The sequence below is a fragment of the Otoolea muris genome (assembly GCF_943193115.1).
GTDB lineage: Bacteria > Bacillota > Clostridia > Lachnospirales > Lachnospiraceae > Otoolea > Otoolea muris.
Genome location: NZ_CALPCY010000051.1, coordinates 1 through 21,300 on the forward strand (window position 1 = coordinate 1; position 21,300 = coordinate 21,300).

A 21,300-nucleotide genomic window follows, 5' to 3' on the forward strand; every position below is an offset into this window, starting at 1 on the left:
AAATCATCCGTTTTTGTCCGGATGTATCTACCCTTTTTTCATTCTATAACTGTCCGAGTTTTCGGACAGTCTCGCCCGGATCATCTGCCGGATATCGCCAAACGCCGCCGCCAGCTTCTGATACCTCGATTCCGTCATCTCCCCGGTCACAACGGCAAACTCATCAAGGCCCGGAAGCTCTGCCGCGCGCACCTTCCCGAATGCGACCTCCACATCCGGAAGCTTCTCCGAAGCGCTGCCCGAAAAACGGATAAAATACCGGAACCGCTGTTCCTTCATCGGGGACAAAACCTGCTTCTCATCACTCCAGCCCATGGGAATATGATCCTCCATATGGCAGGCCGCCTCCATGATATCCGCCGCGACTGCGCTTGCCGTCGGAAGCTTGCCCGCGCCGCTCCCGTAAAACATCAGGGTTCCCACCATATTTCCGCGCACCATCACCGCATTGTACACGTCGCTCACGCTGTAAAGGGGGTGATCCGGCCCGATCATCATAGGGCAGACAAATACGCTTGCCCTCCCGTTTTCCATACGGCTGCTGCCAAAGAGCTTGATCGACGTCCCCAGCTCCTTTGCATACCGGAAATCCGTATCCGTAATATGCGTGATCCCCTCAGTGGAAACCTCCTCATAATTGACCTCTCGCTCCGCAGCCAGGGCGGTCAGTATCGAAATCTTGCGGCATGTATCATAGCCCTCGACATCCGCCTCGGGATTGCGCTCCGCATAGCCCAGCTCCTGGGCCTTTGTAAGCGCCTCCTCAAATGCCTGCCCTTCCCGATCCATCTTGGTCAGGATATAGTTTGTGGTACCGTTTAAAATACCGCTGATCTCCAGAATCTCCTCCCCGGCCAGCGCCTGGGTGAGCGGCCGGATAATCGGGATCCCGCCTCCCACGCTGGCCTCAAACAGGAAATTCCTGTGTTTCTCCCCGGCAATCCGCAAAAGCTCTGTGCCATGGGCCGCCACCAGCGCCTTATTCGAGGTCACGACATGCTTTCCCGCCAGAAGACACGCCTTAGCAAAGGCATAGGCCGGATTGACGCCTCCCATGGCCTCAACGACAATCCCGACTTCCTCATCCTTTTCAATCACGGAAAAATCGTGTACTATCAGGGCCTCGTGCGGATCTCCCGGAAATTCCCTCAGATCCAGAATATACCGCACCGCAATCTCATGCCCTGTCTTTCTCCTTATCCTCTCTCTGTTTGTCTCCAATACCTCTACGACCCCGGAACCGATCGTCCCGTAGCCCATCACTGCAACCTGAATCATTGTTCTTTTCCTACTCCCTGGCTATTATTTTTACGTAATGAACGCCCGTCTCTCTCTCCATCTCACCGACCATCCCCGAGATATCGCCGGTATCCGGCCGAACCTCCACGCTGAGCGTCAGCGTCGCCACATTGCTGACCGGAATGCTCTGATGAATCGTCAGGATATTGGCCCTGTAAACCGCCACAATATGCAGAAGATCCGACAAAAGCCCCTGTTCGTCATCCATCTGAAGCACCATGGTGATCGTTCTCCCCTTCGCGTTTTCATAAAACGGAAAAATGTCATCCTTGTACTTATAGAATGAACTGCGGCTGATCCCGACTTTCTCAGTCGCCTCCTGGATCGTGAGGGCCCGCTCCGAGTCAATCAGACGCTTTGCCTCCACCACCTTCAGAAGAACCTCAGGAACCGCTTTCTGCTTTAAAACAAAATACTTTGTCTGCTCTTCCATGGCATTACTCCTTGTTACCCTGTTTGTTTCAGAAATACATTTGTTTTCACACGGAAGATAGTATCATATTTGGGGGAAAGACGCAATGGTTTTTTTTGAGGGAAGGCATACCCGGAATCTGTTAGTTACTGTTCACATGCGTTCACAGCAACCAGCAAAAATCCATGAAAGTCGCCTGTGGCGATGGGATTTTTGCTCGCCAGCCCAAGTTATCATACAGTCAGCGCTGCAAGTGCTAAGACCTACCTGAACAGTAAGGAACTGTCTCGAAATAACTTCCCATATTCCTTGTCCTTTTCTCCGACAGCGCTTCTCAAAAATCAGTTACATAGCCCGCTATGCACCTGATTTTTGAGAAGCACTCTCGAAGAAAAATCCTGCGGACTAATGGGAAGTTATTTCGAGACAGTTCCTAACATCTGTTCAAAGCAATATTCTATGAATTCCAGCATGTTCGTCTGCCTCACCCCTTTCAATTTTTCCGCAAAAGATTTTATCTGATTCAATGTATCCATACTAAACGGCTCCGTATTGATCGGAAATATTCTGCTATAGTACGCGCCTTTTTCTGAATCAGGTATACGCTTTACCATTATGCCTGCTCTCAGCATTACATCCTCAAGATTCGTTATATTATATATGGGTACAATATACTTCTGAAGGGGATGCCCCCGGAACAATCCGCCGGATATGTATTCCTCTTTCGTATCTTCACTGCAGTCGTCTGTGTCCATTACAATAAATAGCTTAAAATTTTTTAACTTTTTCGCCTTTTTATCATATTCAACCGAATATTCGTCTGCAAATGCTTTTAGCGTCCTGAAATGTTTTTTGTTCAGAAACTCTTTAAGCCCATTGATTTGGATGCTTCCTCTGCCTTTATCCTTTGATATAATTTTTACCGGAAGATGAAGATTGGTATATATAAATCGGATCAAATGAAACTCTGATTTGCCATGTACGATCACTGCGCATTTCGTATAGTTTAATGTTTTACAAGGCACTCTTACTCGCCCCCTTCTGCGTCTATACCGTCATTTCGCAGCTCGCTCAATATCATGTCATAATCAAATGAATCGACAATCGGAACGCCTCCGAATAATCCTTTTAAATACATATTTCTCGGATTATTAGTTCCCTGTATCCTGGGATATCGGTCCAGACATCTCACCTCTTTATTTCCCTGATAATCTACGGTAATTACATAAGCGGATTTAATATCAATACTTTCCAGCATATACGTATTATGTGTGGTAATAATTAACTGTCCTGAGATATCATCCATCATTGATTCTAAAATATTCTTTAAAAGTAAATCATGAATCCCATCATCGATTTCATCATATACGACTGTCACACCGCAGAAGGCGCCTAATAACGCATGAATAATTTCGAGGATATGCTGTGTGCCAGCCGATTCATTTTGAAAACCGATGGTTCTGATTTTTCCGCCGATCATTTTTTTTACATACAGCTTATAAGAAATTCCTTTTTCTTCGTATATTCTGTCATACCAGACGTCCTTTATATCTGCATATGCCTGAGTAAAAAAATCCCTTAATATGCGTTCTGAGCGATCTAACACAGAAACATGTTGAGCCCGTATTTTTCCTGCATCCAGTCTGCGTAATATATTAGCAGGTTTTCCCGCTCTGACCTCGCTTCCTGAATACGACGTTTTCTTATAATGTACGGTTACTCCCTGCAGCATATCCAAAATATCAAATACATATGAAAGATAATTGTCTTTTATATATTGTTCGTTTTTTTCGTGTCTCTCTCTATTCAGAATACTTAAAAATGTATGTTTTCCCCAATATTTTTCTATTTCTTCCTCAATTTCACTTTCAGTTCTTTTATTTTTAAATAGTTTTCCGGAAAATACAGCAGATATTTCCCCATGATCAGATTTTATTTCAAATAAAACACCCTTTTGCTTACCCGTAAAATAATATAACTTTTCATAAGTAAATCTTTCTGTAAAGCTTATGACATAGTATCCCTCATACCCGCCAGTTTGAAATCCATATTCGAGAGTTGTCTCTTTATCACATTCTGCCATACGGCAGCTATTGATCAGATTTAATATATTATTGCTGCCGAGAATCGTTTCTACCAATCCCTTAATCCAATCTCTCTCCTGAGCCAGTTCTGCGATTTTTTGTTTATTTACAAATTCTTCAAAAGAATCAATACTCCTTCTCAGTAAATCTATACTGCTGACAAAATTGGATTTGCCGCTCCCATTCTCTCCATATACAGCAATAAAATTCTTGGCGCCCTTACTTCCTTTTTTCAAATCAAACGTAACGTCTTTAAATGACATAAAATTTTTTAGTTTTATATACGTAAACATCTCCTTCACCTCCAAACTTATGCTACCACCATTCTCTATATCAGTCAATAACTATATCCATTTTGTTGTTTTTTATAACATTTTATACAATGTTTTATCATGTTTTTAAAGCATATCATAATAAAAGGAGATTCATTAAGTAACAGTTCAGATAAGATAAATCGTTGACTGGCTAATATCAGCTTGCAGAAAGCTGCCTGGCATTTTACAAAAACAAAGGAGGCCGTCCCCCCAACCGGGGCTCCTGCCTCCTCCATAAATTATGCTTCCCTGGGCGCCTGCTCCTTCAGGCTGATCCACTTTAAGTACGCGCTGATGAACAGATCCAGATCCCCGTCCATCACTGCGTTGACATTGCCGTTCTCCGCGTTGGTCCTGTGGTCCTTTACCAGCGTATACGGCTGCATGACATAGGAACGGATCTGGTTGCCGAAATTGATGTCCTTGACGTCCCCCCGGATATCGGAAAGCTTCTCCGCATTCTCCTGCTGCTTGAGCAGATAAAGCTTTGCCTTGAGCATCTGCATGGCCTTATCCTTGTTCTGGAACTGGGAGCGCTCATTCTGGCACTGGACCACAATTCCGGTCGGGAGGTGGGTAATACGGATGGCGGAGGACGTCTTATTGATGTGCTGGCCGCCCGCGCCGCTTGATCGGTACGTATCAATGCGCAGATCATCGGGATTGATCTCCACATCCAGATCCTCTTCGATATCCGGCATCACGTCGCAGGATACAAAGGAGGTCTGGCGCTTGCCCGCTGCGTTGAACGGGGAAATACGCACCAGGCGGTGTACGCCCTTCTCGGATTTTAAATAGCCAAACGCATTTTCCCCGTTGATCTGTACGGTGATAGACTTAAGCCCCGCCTCGTCGCCGTCCAGGAAATCCAGGACTTCCGTGGAATACCCCTTTTTATCGGCCCAGCGCTGATACATGCGCCAGAGCATGCTGCACCAGTCCATGGCCTCTGTACCGCCCGCGCCTGCGTTAAGCTTTAAGATCGCATTGCAGTTGTCGTATTCTCCTGACAGAAGCGTCCTTGTGCGGATGGCTTCCAGGCTGCTCACAAAGCCGTCCAGCATCTCCTGGATCTCCGGAATAAGGGACGCGTCGCTTTCCTCATATCCCATCTCCAGCATGACCTGGATATCCTCATACTGCTGTTCCAGATTCCTGTAGGTCTCCACCGTATCCTTTAAATTCTTCGCTTCCTTCATGATCTTCGTGGAGCGGTCCGGGTCATCCCAGAAGCCCGGTTCCTCCATCGATTTGTCCAGCTCGTCGATTCGCTTTACCTTGTTATCCAGGTCAAAGTGAATCCCTCACTTCCACTAAAGTTGTATCATACGTTGATAACGTATATTTGAACTGATCCAATTCAACCATAGCTTCACCTTCTTTCTATAAAAATATTCCTTTTATGAATTCCTTCCGGCAACCGTCCAGGTTGCCAAAAGGTTATTCTTACTGTCTCGCCAGAAGCTTCCTTCCGCAGCACTGCTTGAACTTCTTCCCGGATCCGCACGGGCAGGGATCATTGGGGTAAATCTTCTTAACCTCCCTGCGCTTGGGCGCCTGGACTGCGCTGCTATCCTTATTGGTTCCGGTCACCTTGGCGGCCGGCTCGCGCTCTACCTTCTGCTCCACGCGCATGTGAAGGAGAATCCGCACCGTATCCTCGCGTATGGCGGCAGCCATGCTCTCGAACATATCGTAGCCGCTCATCTTATACTCAACCAGAGGATCTCTCTGGCCGTATGCCTGCAGGCCGATACCCTCGCGTAGCTGATCCATATCGTCAATATGAGCCATCCATTTATTGTCGATCACCTTCAGAAGGATCACACGCTCGATCTCGCGGATCTGCTCCGCAGACGGGAATTCCGCCTCCTTTGCCTCGTAAAGGCGGGTGGCCGCTTCCTTGAGCATGTGCTTGAGCTCGTTCTTTTTCATCCCCATCTGATCTTCGCGCAGCTTTATCGGCTCTAACGGCACCACGGGAAGCAGAAGGGAATTGAGTTCCGCCAGATCCCAGTCCTCCGGTCCCTGTTCATCGGAAATGGACATATCGACGGCATTTTCCACGATGTCAGTCACCATCTTCATGATTACATTGCGCATACTCTCGCCGTCCAGGACGCGGCGGCGCTCTTCGTAGATGGTTTCACGCTGCTCGTTCATGACCTCATCGTATTTCAGAAGGTTTTCACGGATGCCGTAGTTATTGTTCTCGATCTTCATCTGGGCCTTTTCAATGGCATTGGACAGCATCTTGTGTTCGATCTGCTCATTCTCCGGAACGCCCAGCGCGTTGAACATGCCCATCAGCTTTTCAGAGCCGAACAGACGCATCAGATCATCCTCCAGGGAAATATAGAAGCGTGATTCGCCCGGATCTCCCTGACGGCCGGAACGCCCGCGGAGCTGGTTATCGATACGCCGCGACTCATGGCGCTCTGTGCCGATGATGCGCAGTCCCCCAATCTCTCTGGAAATGTCGTCCAGCTTGATATCCGTGCCCCGGCCGGCCATATTGGTGGCGATCGTCACCGCGCCGTGTACGCCGGCATCAGCCACAATCTCCGCCTCCAGCTCATGGAATTTCGCGTTCAGGACCTTGTGGGGCACGCCGCGCTTTTTCAGCATCTTGCTGAGAAGCTCTGACGTCTCAATCGTGATCGTGCCGACCAGAACCGGCTGTCCCTTTTCATGCGCCTCGACCACTTCCTCCACAACCGCGTGGAATTTCTCCTTTTTGGTCTTGTAAACCGCGTCGTCCCTGTCAATCCGGATCACAGGACGGTTGGTGGGGATCACGATAACATCCATCTGGTAGATGTTGCGGAACTCCTTTTCCTCCGTCTGCGCCGTGCCGGTCATGCCGGCTTTTTTATTGAATTTATTGAAAAAGTTCTGGAAGGTAATCGTAGCCAGCGTACGGCTCTCACGGCGCACATTTACATGCTCCTTAGCCTCAATGGCCTGGTGAAGGCCGTCGGAATAACGGCGTCCCGGCATGATACGCCCTGTGAATTCATCGACAATCAGAACCTCGTCGTCCTTTACCACATAATCCTTGTCCCTGAACATCAGATAATTGGCCCTGAGCGCAAGGATGATATTGTGCTGGATCTCCAGGTTCTGCGGGTCAGCCAGGTTTTCGATGTGGAAAAACTCCTCAACCTTGCGCACACCCTCTTCGGTCAGGTTCACGACCTTGTCCTTCTCATTGACGATGAAATCCCCGCTCTCCTCGATCTCCTCGCCCATGATGGCCGCCATCTTGGTAAATTCCGCTGACTCCTCGCCGCGCGTGAGCTGATGGGCCAGAATGTCGCACACCTCATACAGCTTGGTAGACTTGCCGCTCTGACCGGAAATGATAAGCGGTGTTCTCGCCTCGTCGATCAGCACAGAGTCCACCTCGTCAATGATCGCATAATCTAAGTTGCGCAGCACCATCTGTTCCTTATAGATCGCCATGTTGTCGCGCAGATAGTCAAAGCCCAGCTCATTGTTCGTCACATACGTGATGTCGCAGCCATACGCCGCCCGCCTCTCATCCGGCGTCATGGAGTTTAACACCACGCCTACGGAAACGCCCAGGAAACGGTGGATCTCTCCCATCCACTCCGCATCTCGTTTTGCCAGGTAATCATTGACGGTTACAATAAACACGCCCTTGCCCGCCAGCGCATTTAAATACGCCGGGGCCGTGGACACCAGGGTCTTTCCTTCGCCGGTCTTCATCTCCGCGATACGCCCCTGATGCAGGACAATGCCGCCGATAAGCTGCACCGGGTAATGCTCCATATTCAGCACACGCCGCGCCGCCTCGCGGACCGTCGCAAACGCCTCGGGCAGGATATCGTCCAGCGTCTCGCCTTTTTCCAGACGCTCTTTGAATTTTCTGGTGTTGTCTTTTAAATCCTCGTCTGACAGCGCCATCATCTCCGGCCGCATCGCCACGATCTTATCCACAATGGGATAGATCAGCTTCAGTTCACGCTCGCTGTGAGTCCCAAACACTTTCTCTATCAGCTTCATGCTTTACTCTCCTATTTGTTGTTCATGATACGTTTCTTCCTATCAGTTTATACCGTTTTTGTGATTTCTATTTCTGTTAAAACCGTATAGTCTCAGTTATATAATCTTGTCTATTCTAACACTATTGGGGACTTTATTCAATGTCTTCATAAATATTTCATAATTTTAAATTACAGTTCACGGGGCGGGGAAAACTGGCGGAAAACAGACGTCAAGCTTGCTTGTAAGGCTGTTTTCTGTCAGTTTTTCACATCGGGCGAACGCCCGATGCTTCTTGTCTGGCTATGCCGGACAAGAAGATGAGCCCCGTGAATAGCAACAATTTTAAAGCTTCCGGGACGCTCTGTCGTAAAACAATACGTCCCGGAAGCTCTGAATCCGTTTCTATCTCCCCTCTCAGTACAGCATCGCCTAAATTCCGGTGAATAAATCACTCGCTATTTATTCACCGAAATTCAAGCAATACTGTACTAAAACCGTCCAAAGATATCCACCAGCCATGCCAGATAACCGGTGTGTTCTTCTGTAAATTGTCCCTTTTTCAAACGCCATCTCCAGTTTTCTCCTACCGTGCCGGGGGTATTGAGCCGGGCGGAGTTGTCAAGTTTAAGTACATCCTGCATCTGGAAGATCGCCACGCTGGCCACAGAGCCGTAGGCGGCCCGGAATACACGGTCCACCACCTCGCTCTGATGGGCCGCGCCAAGGTAATCGGCGATGTACTGCAGCTCCCACCACTCCCGCTTGCCGGCTTTGAAATAGCCGGCAAGCGTCTCGTTGTCGTGGGTGCCTCCGTATACGACCATATTGGGCTCGTAGCAGTGGGGCAGATGCTCGTTGAAGCGGTCGCCGCTGAATGCGAATTCTATGATCTTCATGCCCGGATAGCCGGTTTCCTTCAAGAGATCCTTTACGCCCTGGCAGAAGATTCCCAGATCCTCGGCAATGATCTTCGTCTCTCCCACGGATTCGTCAATGGCATCCGTCAGTTTCTTTCCCGGCCCTGTTTTCCACTCGCCGGCTTTGGCGTTTTCCGAGCCATAGGGGATGGAGTAATACTGAACGACGCCGAGGAAATGATCGATCCGGATCACGTCATAAAGCTCTGCGGACGCTTTCATGCGCTCCCGCCACCAGGCAAAGCCGGTTTTTTCCATGTAATCCCAGCGGTACAGGGGATTGCCCCATAACTGCCCTTCATCGGAAAATGCATCCGGCGGCACGCCGGCGACATTGACAGGCGTCAAATTCTTCTCGTCTAACTGGAACAGCTCCGGGTGGCTCCAGACATCCGCGCTGTCCAGGGCCACATAGATGGGGATGTCTCCCACGATCTTTATGTTATTTTCATTTGCATATTCTTTTAATTTCTCCCACTGTTCAAAAAACTTAAACTGCAGGAATTTCCAGTAATCAATCTCTTCTTTAAGCTCTTCCTGATATTTCGCCATTGCCGCGGGCCTGCGGAAACGCACATCCTCGTCCCACTCCAGCCACCCGGCGTCCTCAAAGTGTTTTTTCAGCGCCATGTACAGGCTGTAATCGTCGATCCAATATGCATTTTTTTCAAGAAAGGCTTTGTATGCCTCTGTCTTTTCATGCCCGCTTCTCCCGAACGCCTTTTTCAGGAGCGGAAAGCGGTAGTAATACACTGCGTCATATTTGACCTGATCCGGCTGTTCGCTCCAGAAGCACTCGTCGATCTCCTCCTGGGTTAAAAGTTCTTCTTCTTTCAGTATATCGAGGTCAATATAATATGGATTGCCCGCAAACGCAGAGAAAGACTGGTATGGGCTGTCCCCGTAGCTGGTCGGTCCCATGGGAAGCACCTGCCAGAAGCTCTGCCTGGCCTTTTTCAGTTGGTCGATAAAGTCGCGGGCGTCCCTGCCGAAGGTTCCGATCCCGTAGGGGGACGGCAGGCTGAAAACAGGCATCAAAATGCCAGCGCCGCGTTTTAACATGGTTTCCATCTTGTTCTCCTTTTACTGTCTGCTTTTATGCGTATCATACATACCTGTGCCAGAGAGGTCTGAAGAATCATTCCCGCCGTCTGGCAGAAAGCATTTTTCAAACACTCTTTAATCCTGAATGCTGTATTGTTGCATCAGTTCAGGCAGCCTGAACGGTTACGTACTGTTTCCATCATTCGCTGTCTCAAAACCCGCCGTCCTGATAAACGATCTCTCCTTCACAGACGGTATATTTCACCCGTCCCAGAAGCTGCGTCCCAATAAATGGCGAGTTGCAGGATTTTGACGCAAATTCCTGTACCGTAAAGGGATGCGTATCGTCAAAAATAACGAGATCCGCGGCCGCGCCCTCCCGGATCCTGCCGCATTCCAGATGGTAAAGCCGCGCCGGGTTCAGGCACATTTTCTCAAACAGCGTAAGATAGCTTACATGCCCGGCCTTTACCAGATTCGTCACGGCCAGAGGCAGCGCTGTCTCAAGGCCGATGATCCCGCTCGGCGCTTCGGCAAACGGCTTTTCCTTTTCCTCCCTGCTGTGCGGCGCGTGATCCGTAGCAATCACGTCAATCGTCCCGTCCTTTAAGCCCTCGATCAGAGCGCTCCGATCCGCCGCGGTCCGCAGGGGCGGATTCATCTTTGCCAGGGTTTTATACTCCAGCACCGCTGTTTCATCAAGGCTGAAATGGTGCGGCGTCACCTCTGCCCATACGTCAGCCCCCAGCTCTTTCGCCAGGCCGACCATTTTCACGGAATTCGCTGAGCTGATGTGCTGGATATTCACCCTGGCCCCTGTGTGAAGCGCGATCATGCAGTCCCTGGCCACCAGCGCGTCCTCCGCCAGCGCAGGTGATCCGCCAAGGCCCATCCGTTCAGAAACAGCCCCCTGGTTGATCCCGTTATTGATAATAAACGCCGGATCCTCCTCGTGAAAGCTCAGCGGCAGTTTTAAGCGCGCCGCCTCTTCCATCGCCTTTTTCACAAGCGCTTCGTTCATAAGCGGAATGCCGTCGTCCGTAAATCCCGCCGCGCCGCTTTCGGCCAATGCCTGCATGTCCGTGAGCTCCCTGCCTTTAAGCCCCTTCGTGACCGCCGCCGCCGCCAGGACATGGATCCCGGTTTCCCTGCCCTTTTCCGTAATGTAGCGGATCACCTCCGGCGTATCCGCCGCGGGCTTCGTGTTTGCCATGCACACAACTGTCGTATAACCGCCCGCTTTGGCCGCCGCGGCTCCTGTCAGGATGTCTTCCTTCCAGGTCAGTCCCGGATCCCTGAAATGGACATGGACATCCACCAGGCCGGGGGCGACAATAAGCCCCGCCGCGTCGATCACCCGCGCCGGCTCCCCGCCGCACACGCCCGGATCCGTTCCGTCCGCCGGATGCCAGCCAGCCCCGCCGTCTGTATCCCGCCTGTCTTGGCTGTCCCTCCGCCATATCCCGGTAATCTTCCCGTCCTCTGTCATCAGATCCGCCAGTCCGTCAAAACCGCTCTCCGGGTCAATCACCCGTCCATTTGCAATCACCATCTTCAATGCCGCGTTCCCCCTTAATCATGTAATCCTGTGCTCTCAGAATCTCTCCGCACCTGCCTTTGCGGCGGATTTCGCGGAATTCCGGGAGTACATCTAGAGCGTGTTTGAAAAATCATTCCCGCCATCTGCACGCCCCACTTTGCGGCATATTTGTGCCAAATTCACTTAACGCAGCCCACTGCGCCGCGTTCATTTGGCCCAAATCTCCCACAAAGCGGAACGCACATCTGGCAGAAAGCATTTTTCAAACACGCTCTAGTACAGCATTGCCTAAATTCCAGTGAATAAATCACTCGCTATCCGCGCCCTCTGCACGCCTGCGAAGCTAGACGTAGGCGCCACTACGCCGTCGCTTCGCAGACGCACAGATGACACCGATATCAAGCAATGTATTCACTGAAATTTAAGCAACGCTCTAGCTTCGCAGGCGTGCAGAGGGCGCGGATAGCGAGTGCTGTTTACTCGCGAATGCAACGCTGTACTGGTCCCGGAGCGGCCGCTTTATTTCTGAGGCACGATCTCCAGCCAGTAACCGTCCGGATCGCTGATAAAATAGATTCCCATCGACGGATTTTCGTAGCAGACGCAGCCCATTTCCTTGTGCTTCTTAAAGGATGCCTCCATATCGTCCGTCTCAAAGGCGAGATGGAATTCATTGTCCCCCAGATTATAGGAATCCTTTTCCCAGTCGCGAAGCCAGGTCAGCTCCAGCGCATGCTTTGTCTCCCCGTCTCCCAGATACACAAGAATAAAACTGTGATCCTTTGCCTCCTTGCGGCGTATCTCCTTAAGCCCAAGCGCCTCCTCATAGAATTTTAAAGACTTCTCCAGGTTCACCACATTGAAATTATTATGTGCAAATGAAAACTTCATCGCTCAAATACCTCTCCTTCTTCTCTGATATCCACAATCCGATCCCCCCAGCCCGCGCTGGCCGGATGGCGCTTCATGCGCTCAATCACGCTGTAATCCTTCCAGAAATGCATGGGGAAAATGGCCTTTGCATCCGCCTTTTCCATAAAGCCCTCCATGCCAAGATAAAACCATTTCTCCAGGCGCGGATCCAGTGGAATAAAAGCAATATCCGCCGTCCTTCCCGCCAGTTTCTCCATCTCCTTCTTATAATTCGCCGCCATATTGCGGTTCCAGGCTTTGTCCTCGCCCTCCCACCACCAGTTATTCAGATCTCCCGCGTGGTAAATCTCCTTCCCGCCGCAGGAAAGCCAAAAGGCGACGCCCTCATCCGTAGAGCGCAGCGTCTCGATCCGCATCGCGGCTTCCCCCTGCGCATATGCCAGCTCAAATGATTCCCCGGCCTTCACAAAACGCGTCCGGTCAAGAAGTTCCTCCGGAACCTTCCCGGGACGGATATCATGGGAAAGGATAAACCGCGCGCCGCCCTCATGCCCTGCCAGCTCAAAAACAACAGGAGAAAAATGATCCGCATGGAAATGGCTGGCAAACACAATCAGCGGCCGATCCTTTGCAAACGCCGGAAGCGGGCCTGCATAATAGTCAAATAACAGCGTCGCCTTCTCTGTCTCCACAGAAAACGAGCTGTGATGTATATACGTAATCTTCATATCAGCCTTCCAGCTTTGCCTGTGCTTTTTTCATGAATTTCTCATTCTGAATAATAAATCTTTCATGCTCTCCCTCGCCGATCTTTCCCTTCTCATCAAACGCCTCGACGTGGAATACAAGCCTTCTCTTATCCACTTCCTTAAGCTCGCTCTCGCACCACACCTTCATCCCCACCGGAGTGGCCGCAAGATGACTTACATCAAGCTTTGTCCCCACAGTTCCCTCGCCCTCATTCAGAAGAGACGCAATGCTCATCCAGGCGGTCTGCTCCATCAAAGCGATCATGGCCGGGGTCGCAAACACCTCCAGAAGCCCGCTTCCCTGGGCGCTTGCACAGTTTTCTTTGGTTACCATAACTTCCTGTCTTCCTTTTATTCCTGCTTCTAACATAACTAATCACCTTTCTTTGAAATTTTGTTGCGGTTTTATTGCGGGGTTAAACGTTACTGTATTGAATCATATGCTGGCGTTCCTCCCACGACTCTCTCAAACTCCCTACGCTCAAACCATCCGCATTAACGCATAAAATCTATTCCCAGTATACTCAAAACAAAACTCTTGTGCAAGCTCTTTTTCCTGTGCTATACTTCCTATATGAAAACAAGATTCCAACCCCAATTTGATTTAAAGCAGACTGCCGAATCCGGCCAGTGTTTCCGCATGACGCCATGCGCGCCTGATGTGTGGTCTGTTGTGAGCGGGGAGCGTTATCTGGAGATTTCACAGGATGCTTCCACGTTTTATTTTGACTGTCCGGACAAGGATTATCCGTTCTGGGTAAACTATTTTGATCTGGACACGGATTACGGGGCCTATATCGCCTCTGTGCGGAAACGGGATTCGTATTTGACGGCCGCTGCCGGGGCGGGTTCCGGGATCCGTATCCTGCGGCAGGACGTGTGGGAAATGATTGTGACTTTTATTATTTCACAGCAGCGCACGATCCCTAAAATCCGGGAGGCGGTGGAAGCGTTAAGCTGCCGCTACGGCGTCCGCAGGGAAACGGTTCTTTCCGGCGGCGCGGGGCGTGTTTATTATACGTTTCCTACGCCTGAACAGCTTGGAAGGGCTTCACTGGACGAACTTAAGGCATTGAAGCTCGGCTACCGCGCCGCTTATATCAGCCGGATCTGTGAGGATGCCCTGCAGGGGCGTCTGGATCTGGATAAGTTGTCCGCGATGGACTATGAACGCGCCTTTGAATATCTGACCGGATTTTACGGGATCGGGGCAAAGATTGCCAACTGTGTCTGCCTCTTTGGGCTGCACCACATCGACGCGTTTCCGGTGGATACCTGGATTTCACAGATCCTGATGGAGCATTATTATCCCAAGAACCCGAAGAAATACCGCGCGCTTCCCAAAAGCCGCCTGTACGAAGCCCTGATACGGGACTATTTCGGCGGCTATCAGGGGTATGCGGGCGTGATGCAGCAGTATATATTTTACTATGAGAGAAAGGAAGCCGGGAATGGCGCAGGCCGCAGGACATACAAATAGCCATACGGAAGAGGAGTATTACAGGCTTCCGGAACATGTACGGGCTGAGCTGATTGACGGGCAGTTTTATTACATGTCAGCTCCCAGCAGGTTCGTCACGAAATCCTGTCCTTTCTACATGTTGAGATCGCAAATCATATCCGCTCCAAGGGGGGCTCATGCAAGGCGTACCCGGCCCCCTTTGCCGTCAGTCTGTTTGATGACAATACAACTGTGGCTGAACCGGATATCAGCGTGATCTGTGACCCTGGCAGGCTCACACAGCGTGGGTGCAGCGGCGCGCCCGACTGGATTATTGAAATCACTTCCTCCAGCAATTCCAGCCACGACTATATCCGTAAACTAAATCTCTATAACGATGCCGGTGTACGGGAATACTGGGTGGTAAATCCGGAACGGCAGTCGGTGTATGTCTGCCACCTTAAGGAAACACCTTTTGAAACTGCTGCCTATACATTCCGGGACCGGGTAAAATCCGGTGTCCTTAAGCATCTGTGGATCGATTTCCAACACATGATGCAGCTAACCGGAATATAGGACAGCTACAGCAGATCCCCTGTCTCCCGGAACTTTCTGTAATGGTGGTTGGCTTTCGCCTCCTCAAGCGTCCTCATCATCGCCGGAATGTCCCCGTCAAGCGTTCCGGCCAGAACCACATAGTTTGACGCGTGGTTTGTGCGGAAAACGGTCCCGGGAGAGCGGACATTTTCCAGAAAGATTTTCATCTCCTCCACAATCTCGTCCGCGGTGATCCGCTCAAAACGGCCTTCCACCACATCCGCGTACATGGGCGTCCCCTCGTACAGCCGCAGGGTCAGGAAGGAGGCGTATTCCGGATTCATCTCTGTGATCAGCTTTGCGCAGGAAAGGGCGTGTTCTCTTACCTTTCCCCGGCCCCCAAGGCCGGAGATGAGCGTAACCGAGGTCTGGATGCCGCAGCGCTTCAGCTTCTGTCCCGCGGAAATGATCTCGGCGGCGGTTACGCCTTTATTGATGTAACGCAAAATCTCGTCGTCGCCTGTCTCAGCGCCTACATAGACGATGCCAAGCCCCGCTTCCTTAAGCTTTGCCAGATCCTCCCCGCTCTTGCGCAGGATATCCTGCGCGGTTCCATATGCGGCCACCCGGCCGACCTGCGGAAACTTCCGGCGGATGGCGTCAAGGATGGTCAGCAGATCCGGCGTCGTGCGGATCAGGGCGTCGCCGTCCGCCAGGAATACCTTTTCGATCCAGGAAGCGTAGCGGCTGTGGCTCGCCTCCTCCAGATCCTCCATGATCTCTTCCATCTTCCGGATCCGGAATTCCTTTTCCTTGTACATATTGCAAAACGTGCAGGTATTGTGCGCGCATCCGATCGTGACCTGAATAATCAGGCTCCTTGCTTCACTCGGCGGCCTGTATACAATGCCTTCATATCTCATTTTCATTCTCCTCTTCTATGGTTCATATGATTCTGCCGTAACAGTTCAGATAACCCCGGACTGTAACGGCCAGCGCGGCGGCAGGAGCTGTCATCTGCCCCGGAACGTTCCGGAAACCCATAATCCTGTTACGCCATCTGTTTCAATCGCTCCCGGATCTCATCCTCCTGATCCTCGAACAGCAGCGTCTTATTGTACTGGTAATACCGCTCGCAGATATTTTCCTTCAAAAAATGGACGCTGTAATAATTCGTGTTCAGCTCGGTGACAAAAATCGTCATTTCCTGCCCGGCGCCGAACGCGGCTTCCAGCAGATCAAAGGCATGCTCCAGAAGGCCGAGCGTCCGTTCCGATAAGCGGTCAAATTCACCGTTTTCCTCGTCAAACCGCTCTTTCAGGCGCTCAAATGCCGCGTCCTGCGCCGTGATGTGCTCACGATCCAAAAGCAGCGCGTATTCTTCCAGCTTAGCCTGGGCGTCGCGCATCAGATAATCCTCATCCCGGCCGATAAAGCCGCATTTCAGCTTTTCCCCGCGCTTTTCGGACAGCTCCTTTGCCAGGAAGCGCGCCTGATCCGAAGGACTCCCCTTCCCGTCCGCTGTCCGGAAGCGTTTCAGGCTGTCAAACAAAAGCTCCAGAAACGCCTCCTTCTTCCACACATCCCTGAAATGGCTGTTCAAATGCGCCAGTATCAGGCTGAGCACGCTGAAGCGCTCATCAAAGGGCGCTCCGGCAAGCTGATTGATAAGCTCCTCCCCCGGATTTCCCGAAAGCAGGCGCTCAATCCGGTAATCGGCCCGGTATTTTTCATACAGCTCCAGATACGCGGCAAAATCCCTGGCAATGCCCGGATGCTCAATATACTGGATCACCACATCGCGGTCGGCTTTTTTACCCGTTTTCTCATAGATTTCCAGAAAACGGGCCAGATCCTCCCAGCCCCTGGGCGTGGCGAAGCGCCGTCCGTCCGCCGTAGTCTCGATCCGGTAGAAATGATCCGGCCGGGCCTCCAGATAGGCGAGGACAGCCGGATGCACGGCGGTCCGCAGGGCGTATTCCTTCCACACTGAGAAATCCGCCTCCACATCGATCTTTTTGATGCGGTCCAGAGTCGCAATATCAAACTCACGCACGGATTTATTGTACTCCGGCGGGTTTCCGGCCGTCACGATCAGCCATCCGTCCGGAATCCTGTGGTTTCCAAAGGTCTTGCACTGCAGAAACTGCAGCATCATAGGAGCCAGCGTCTCTGAAACACAGTTGATCTCATCAATAAACAGAATCCCTTCCTTTAGCCCCGTGTCCTCCATCTTCTGGTAAATGGCAGCCACGATCTCGCTCATTGTATATTCCGTCACAGAATGCGCCGCCCCGCCGTATTCCCGCGTTTCAATAAACGGCAGCCCTATGGCGCTCTGCCTCGTGTGATGCGTGATCGTATAGGAGACCAGCCCCACGCGGCATTCACGGGCGATCTGCTCCATAATCTGGGTCTTTCCGATTCCCGGAGGGCCCATCAGAAGCACCGGCCTCTGCCGGATTGCGGGAAGCATGTACTCCCCATGCCCATCCTTCATAAAATATACCTGAATACAGTTTTTGATCTCTTCCTTTGCCCTTTTAATATTCATAATCGTCCTCACTGGCCTCATAACCAAATCTTCACTTAAAATAACCAAAAATCACGTCGATTCTTACTGAAAAGAAGCAGCGTGACCTCTGGCAAAAACCTATATGTACTCTCGGAATCTTGCTGTGCCTGATTTTGTGAGATGATTTTTTGTCAGATGTGCACAAATTTATGAGGCGTACGTGGAGCGTACGTTGATTAAATTTGGGTGCATCTGGCGGAAAATCAGCCGCAAAAGCAGGCGCAGAGAGATTCCGAGAGTACATATATTAATCTTTCCGTTATATTCAGCCATATACGAAGCGCCTGCAAAGCCCTTTCGTCATGGATATAATCTGTGAAATACGCCTTTAAACCACTGAAAAATTATCCAGCCGCTGCTGCAAAACCCCGGACATCACCCAGCGTTTTAACAGCAAAGAAATCTTCGTGTTTAAAAGCGTCCGATCCAAATCCTGATACTTTATGATATCCTGCGCCAGCTCTTCCGGTGAAAATTCCCTGCCTTTATCTTTTGACAGAACTAAACTGTAAATCGCGAAATCCAGGTTTTTTTCAACATTTAAATCCATATATACCTTACACATAAGAACCGCCTCCAAAATTCAAAAGAACATATGTATTATTTAAGCAGATAAACGTAACCGTTCAGATCCAGGCAGTTACACACTAACATAAAAACATGCTTCCTGTCATGGCGGTACTTATCCCGTCCGATTTTTTTCTAATGGCTTCTTATTGCCTGATAAACCTGTAATTGTATCTAATATATATTCGGCAATGCAATTTCCGATTTCAGCGCCTATCTTCCTGCGCAGCGCGTGGAAATCCTCCCGCTTAGAAGATTTCTTATTCAAATACAGAAAGAAAAACGGAGAGTATAACACATTATCATCCAAAACATAAGAAATATTCGATATTTTATCCAAAGAAACCGGTTCTCCTTCTTTATTGGTCGGCTGGTAAAAATACAGCCCCTTGTTTGTCCCCGTTTTCAAATTTTTCTCAGCATAAAACATCTCTCCCGGCGCAAAACCAAGGCGGCTCATCATCTGATCCAGCATACAGGAAAATGTTTCCACCCCTGGAAACAACTTTCTTTTTATCACGCCCAGAATAAAACCTCCCCGTTCCGCAAAGCTCTTGTCTTTATTATTTTGTGCAATTCCGGTTATTTCATCAATGATTTTCACATATCCTTCTATATCAAATACTGTCCTTTTCTTTTCCGCTTCCAGACACTCCGATTCCCGCTTTAAGCGCTGGATTGCCTCCCGTAAATCGCCCGCCCTGCCGGAAAGGATCTCCGACACGCCGGAATCAATCTCCTGAAACTCTTCCCGCCTTTTTATCAGCGAATCATAATGCTTTTTATTGGTAAGAAATTCCTCAAGCTGATCATGCAGACAGCTCTTCTGATCGATATATCTCCGGAAATACGTCGTCTTGAGAACCGTAATCAGCCAGGCATCGGTCCACTGATTAATCGCATATGCCGTTTCCATATTCGACGGGCGTTCTACATTCGCCTTCCATAATCCTGATATATCATACGGCAAAACATACGCGCCGCTTATCTTTTCATCCCGTTCCGCGTCCCCATAATCTTCTTTAAAATAGTCTTCCGCAAGCTTTATGATAATATTCTGAAGAAGGTAATCTGTTTTTACCACCCTGTGATGATAAATAATATTTTTATAAAGATTCCAGCGCTTCATCAGGAAATCTTCCACGGCGTTCACCGTGCTGGAGCTGGGGCAGAATAAATAATGCGCCTGCAGCCTGCATAATCTCATCTTATGGATCAGACGGTCAAATTCCGTCCTTCCCAACTGAAAACCCGAATTTTCCGGATCGCGGGACACATAATCCAGCCGATCCCCGTCCAGCGTCCCATCCACAATGGCATGCAAATCTTTAAAAAAGGGACTGCTTTCCTGCAAAATTCTGAGAGTAATCTCCTTTATCAGGATCCTGTATAACTGCTCCTCGTAGACTGCGCCCTCGCGGGACTCTTCCTCCGTAACATTCCTGATTGCTTCCAGCAAAAGAATATTGGCAATTTTCACTCCCATCTCTTCATGAAGCTGATGGTTTTCCCCTGCCATCCCCTCCAAAACCGCCAAAAATTCGTCCTCTCTTTTACTGCGCCCCGTTTTCCCGGAAATCGTTCCATATAAATAATTCAGCGCATTCTCGCTGATATGGCTATAGGGAGGATGTCCGATATCGTGCAGCAGCCCTCCAAGGCGGATCCCCTCAAACAAAAGCATGTAGATTCTCACATACGAATCTGACTCGATATTGGCGGGCTTGTAATAATTATATATGCCCCCCTCTATCTTCATATTCTCATATCTGTTCCGAATATCCCTGTACACGCCGCCCAGCTTATGCTCATACTGCCGTCCTGTACTGCGGCCGCAGACACTGTCTATAATCCCTTCCAGCTCCCGCTCCGCCTGTCCAAAAAAGCCGCGCAGCGTATCCCTGTCCGCATTACACAGGCTTGAATAAAAAATATTCCCGCACAAATACATACAGCCAAAAGAATGTTCCATCCTTTTAGTCCGGTTAGCGGGGAATGTCAAATACGCCGTTGAATTCTGATAAATGTCATGAAGTCGATTGAACAGCGTGGTAACTATAATATCTTTTTCAAATTTACTAAGCATTATAGACCCATGCAATGAATCTGCAATCAAAGATTCTTTATCCTTCATCTTTTCTCCTTCACGTTGCTATTCACAGCCCGGCTAATAAGCAGCCGTTCCGTGAACAGTAACACGCTTCGCGGAATACTGCCTGCGAATGGTAACTCCTTCACACAACTTCTGCAACAGCAAGTATTGACATCATACCATATTTTTTTATGTTTGGCCATATGAAGACGCAGTTTTAATTATTAGTTTTTAACTGTTACGCGCCCGCTGCGCTTTTCTCTGAGCGAAAGCGCAGTTCCGTTGGATATAGAAGCCGCCCCTGGCGTCCCCCTCGCGATCCCCCCTAACCCGCGCCAATTCACCCCCGGTTACTCTTCCCGCAAACCTCCTCCACCAAAAGCCTCAGCACCGTAATCCGCTCCAGCGCATCACCATCATATTCAAACCCGCCCCCCGTTCTGTCATACTGCCTCATCAGCGCGTCTAATCCACGCCTCTTCTCCTCCATATCCCGCACAACCGACAGCCGTCCTGTCCCGCAGACGCTTGCGTATAGCATCGTCGAGCGGCAGGCCGGCTGTTTCAGCGCCAGCTCTTCCCCGGCATACATGCAGAAAGCCGCCCGTTCGTCACGGCGCATACGCTCTGTTTTTGTGCCTTCCCCTGCGCCGTGGAAATAAAGGGCCGCCTGATCTCCGTCCCAGATCACGCCGAAATTCAGAGGGATCACATACGGATATTCCTCCTGTGTCCCTGAAAAGGCCAGGCTGCACACCTGGCAGGCTTCCATAATGTTTTGGATCTCTTTTTTATCCCGTATCTCCCTGTCCTTCCTTCTCATCGCTTTACAGCTCCTTTCAATT

18 protein-coding genes and 2 pseudogenes are annotated in these 21,300 nt (G+C 50.1%); 3 read left to right on the plus strand and 17 right to left on the minus strand.

The annotated features are described in order from the left end of the window. Nucleotides 1–27: 27 nt before the first annotated feature. From NFS31_RS21160 to NFS31_RS28005, 9 genes and pseudogenes are all read right to left on the minus strand, one after another. A complete protein-coding gene (locus NFS31_RS21160; protein ID WP_251499615.1) occupies nucleotides 28–1,278 on the minus strand; it encodes a homoserine dehydrogenase in 1,251 nt (416 codons plus the stop codon). Nucleotides 1,279–1,288: 10 nt separating this feature from the next. Continuing rightward, a complete protein-coding gene (locus tag NFS31_RS21165) occupies nucleotides 1,289–1,732 on the minus strand; it encodes an ACT domain-containing protein (protein WP_251499618.1) in 444 nt (147 codons plus the stop codon). A 395-nt stretch (nucleotides 1,733–2,127) separates the two neighbouring features. Next, nucleotides 2,128–2,736, minus strand: coding sequence for a hypothetical protein (locus tag NFS31_RS21170; protein ID WP_251499621.1), 609 nt, complete (start codon nucleotides 2,734–2,736; stop codon nucleotides 2,128–2,130). A 2-nt stretch (nucleotides 2,737–2,738) separates the two neighbouring features. Then, nucleotides 2,739–4,088 carry an AAA family ATPase gene (locus tag NFS31_RS21175; protein ID WP_251499623.1) on the minus strand — a complete coding sequence of 450 codons (1,350 nt, stop codon included), beginning with the start codon at nucleotides 4,086–4,088 and terminating at the stop codon, nucleotides 2,739–2,741. A gap of 260 nt (nucleotides 4,089–4,348) precedes the next feature. Beyond that, nucleotides 4,349–5,477 (minus strand): peptide chain release factor 2 gene (gene prfB / locus NFS31_RS21180; RefSeq protein WP_251499626.1). Its coding sequence is split into 2 segments (ribosomal slippage): nucleotides 4,349–5,401 and nucleotides 5,403–5,477, totalling 1,128 coding nucleotides; the frame shifts between segments, so codons are not numbered across the junction. Between the two features lie 78 nt (nucleotides 5,478–5,555). Beyond that, complete coding sequence (gene secA, locus NFS31_RS21185; RefSeq protein WP_251499629.1) at nucleotides 5,556–8,138, minus strand: preprotein translocase subunit SecA; 2,583 nt, start codon at nucleotides 8,136–8,138, stop codon at nucleotides 5,556–5,558. A gap of 470 nt (nucleotides 8,139–8,608) precedes the next feature. Beyond that, nucleotides 8,609–10,108 (minus strand): 4-alpha-glucanotransferase, encoded by a 1,500-nt coding sequence (malQ, locus tag NFS31_RS21190; protein ID WP_251499631.1) that lies wholly within the window; start codon nucleotides 10,106–10,108, stop codon nucleotides 8,609–8,611. Nucleotides 10,109–10,292: 184 nt separating this feature from the next. Further along, on the minus strand, nucleotides 10,293–11,633 hold the full coding sequence (locus NFS31_RS21195; RefSeq protein WP_251499692.1) for a dihydroorotase: 1,341 nt from the start codon (nucleotides 11,631–11,633) through the stop codon (nucleotides 10,293–10,295). Between the two features lie 20 nt (nucleotides 11,634–11,653). After that, a pseudogene (locus tag NFS31_RS28005) lies at nucleotides 11,654–11,827 on the minus strand (DUF6783 domain-containing protein); the annotation flags it as partial. Between NFS31_RS28005 and NFS31_RS28010 the strand changes: the two are divergent. Beyond that, nucleotides 11,804–11,923: pseudogene (locus NFS31_RS28010) on the plus strand (DUF6783 domain-containing protein); the annotation flags it as partial. The pseudogenes NFS31_RS28005 and NFS31_RS28010 overlap by 24 nt on opposite strands. Nucleotides 11,924–12,140: 217 nt before the next feature. Here NFS31_RS28010 and NFS31_RS21200 read toward each other — a convergent pair. From NFS31_RS21200 to NFS31_RS21210, 3 genes are read right to left on the minus strand one after another with little or no spacing between them, the layout of a single operon-like run. After that, a complete protein-coding gene (locus NFS31_RS21200; RefSeq protein WP_251499634.1) occupies nucleotides 12,141–12,512 on the minus strand; it encodes a VOC family protein in 372 nt (123 codons plus the stop codon). After that, nucleotides 12,509–13,222, minus strand: coding sequence for an MBL fold metallo-hydrolase (locus tag NFS31_RS21205; protein ID WP_251499637.1), 714 nt, complete (start codon nucleotides 13,220–13,222; stop codon nucleotides 12,509–12,511). The genes NFS31_RS21200 and NFS31_RS21205 overlap by 4 nt, the downstream gene beginning before the upstream one ends. A gap of 1 nt (nucleotide 13,223) precedes the next feature. Then, on the minus strand, nucleotides 13,224–13,613 hold the full coding sequence (locus NFS31_RS21210) for a thioesterase family protein (protein WP_251499639.1): 390 nt from the start codon (nucleotides 13,611–13,613) through the stop codon (nucleotides 13,224–13,226). 204 nt (nucleotides 13,614–13,817) lie between these two features. Between NFS31_RS21210 and NFS31_RS21215 the strand changes: the two genes are divergently transcribed. Next, a complete protein-coding gene (locus NFS31_RS21215; protein ID WP_251499642.1) occupies nucleotides 13,818–14,723 on the plus strand; it encodes a DNA-3-methyladenine glycosylase family protein in 906 nt (301 codons plus the stop codon). A gap of 138 nt (nucleotides 14,724–14,861) precedes the next feature. After that, nucleotides 14,862–15,260 carry a Uma2 family endonuclease gene (locus NFS31_RS21220; RefSeq protein WP_334303122.1) on the plus strand — a complete coding sequence of 133 codons (399 nt, stop codon included), beginning with the start codon at nucleotides 14,862–14,864 and terminating at the stop codon, nucleotides 15,258–15,260. Nucleotides 15,261–15,265: 5 nt separating this feature from the next. On the opposite strand, the gene NFS31_RS21225 is transcribed toward NFS31_RS21220, so the two are convergent. From NFS31_RS21225 to NFS31_RS21245, 5 genes are all read right to left on the minus strand, one after another. Further along, nucleotides 15,266–16,144, minus strand: coding sequence for a radical SAM protein (locus tag NFS31_RS21225; RefSeq protein ID WP_251499644.1), 879 nt, complete (start codon nucleotides 16,142–16,144; stop codon nucleotides 15,266–15,268). A gap of 128 nt (nucleotides 16,145–16,272) precedes the next feature. Then, nucleotides 16,273–17,775: an ATP-binding protein gene (locus NFS31_RS21230; RefSeq protein WP_251499647.1), complete on the minus strand. Its 1,503-nt coding sequence runs from the start codon at nucleotides 17,773–17,775 to the stop codon at nucleotides 16,273–16,275. Nucleotides 17,776–18,124: 349 nt separating this feature from the next. Then, nucleotides 18,125–18,361, minus strand: coding sequence for a hypothetical protein (locus tag NFS31_RS21235; protein WP_251499650.1), 237 nt, complete (start codon nucleotides 18,359–18,361; stop codon nucleotides 18,125–18,127). A 117-nt stretch (nucleotides 18,362–18,478) separates the two neighbouring features. Then, on the minus strand, nucleotides 18,479–20,335 hold the full coding sequence (locus NFS31_RS21240; RefSeq protein ID WP_251499651.1) for an HD domain-containing protein: 1,857 nt from the start codon (nucleotides 20,333–20,335) through the stop codon (nucleotides 18,479–18,481). 460 nt (nucleotides 20,336–20,795) lie between these two features. After that, nucleotides 20,796–21,278, minus strand: a complete 483-nt coding sequence (locus NFS31_RS21245) for a pyridoxamine 5'-phosphate oxidase family protein (protein ID WP_251499654.1) — start codon at nucleotides 21,276–21,278, stop codon at nucleotides 20,796–20,798. Nucleotides 21,279–21,300 lie beyond the last annotated feature (22 nt).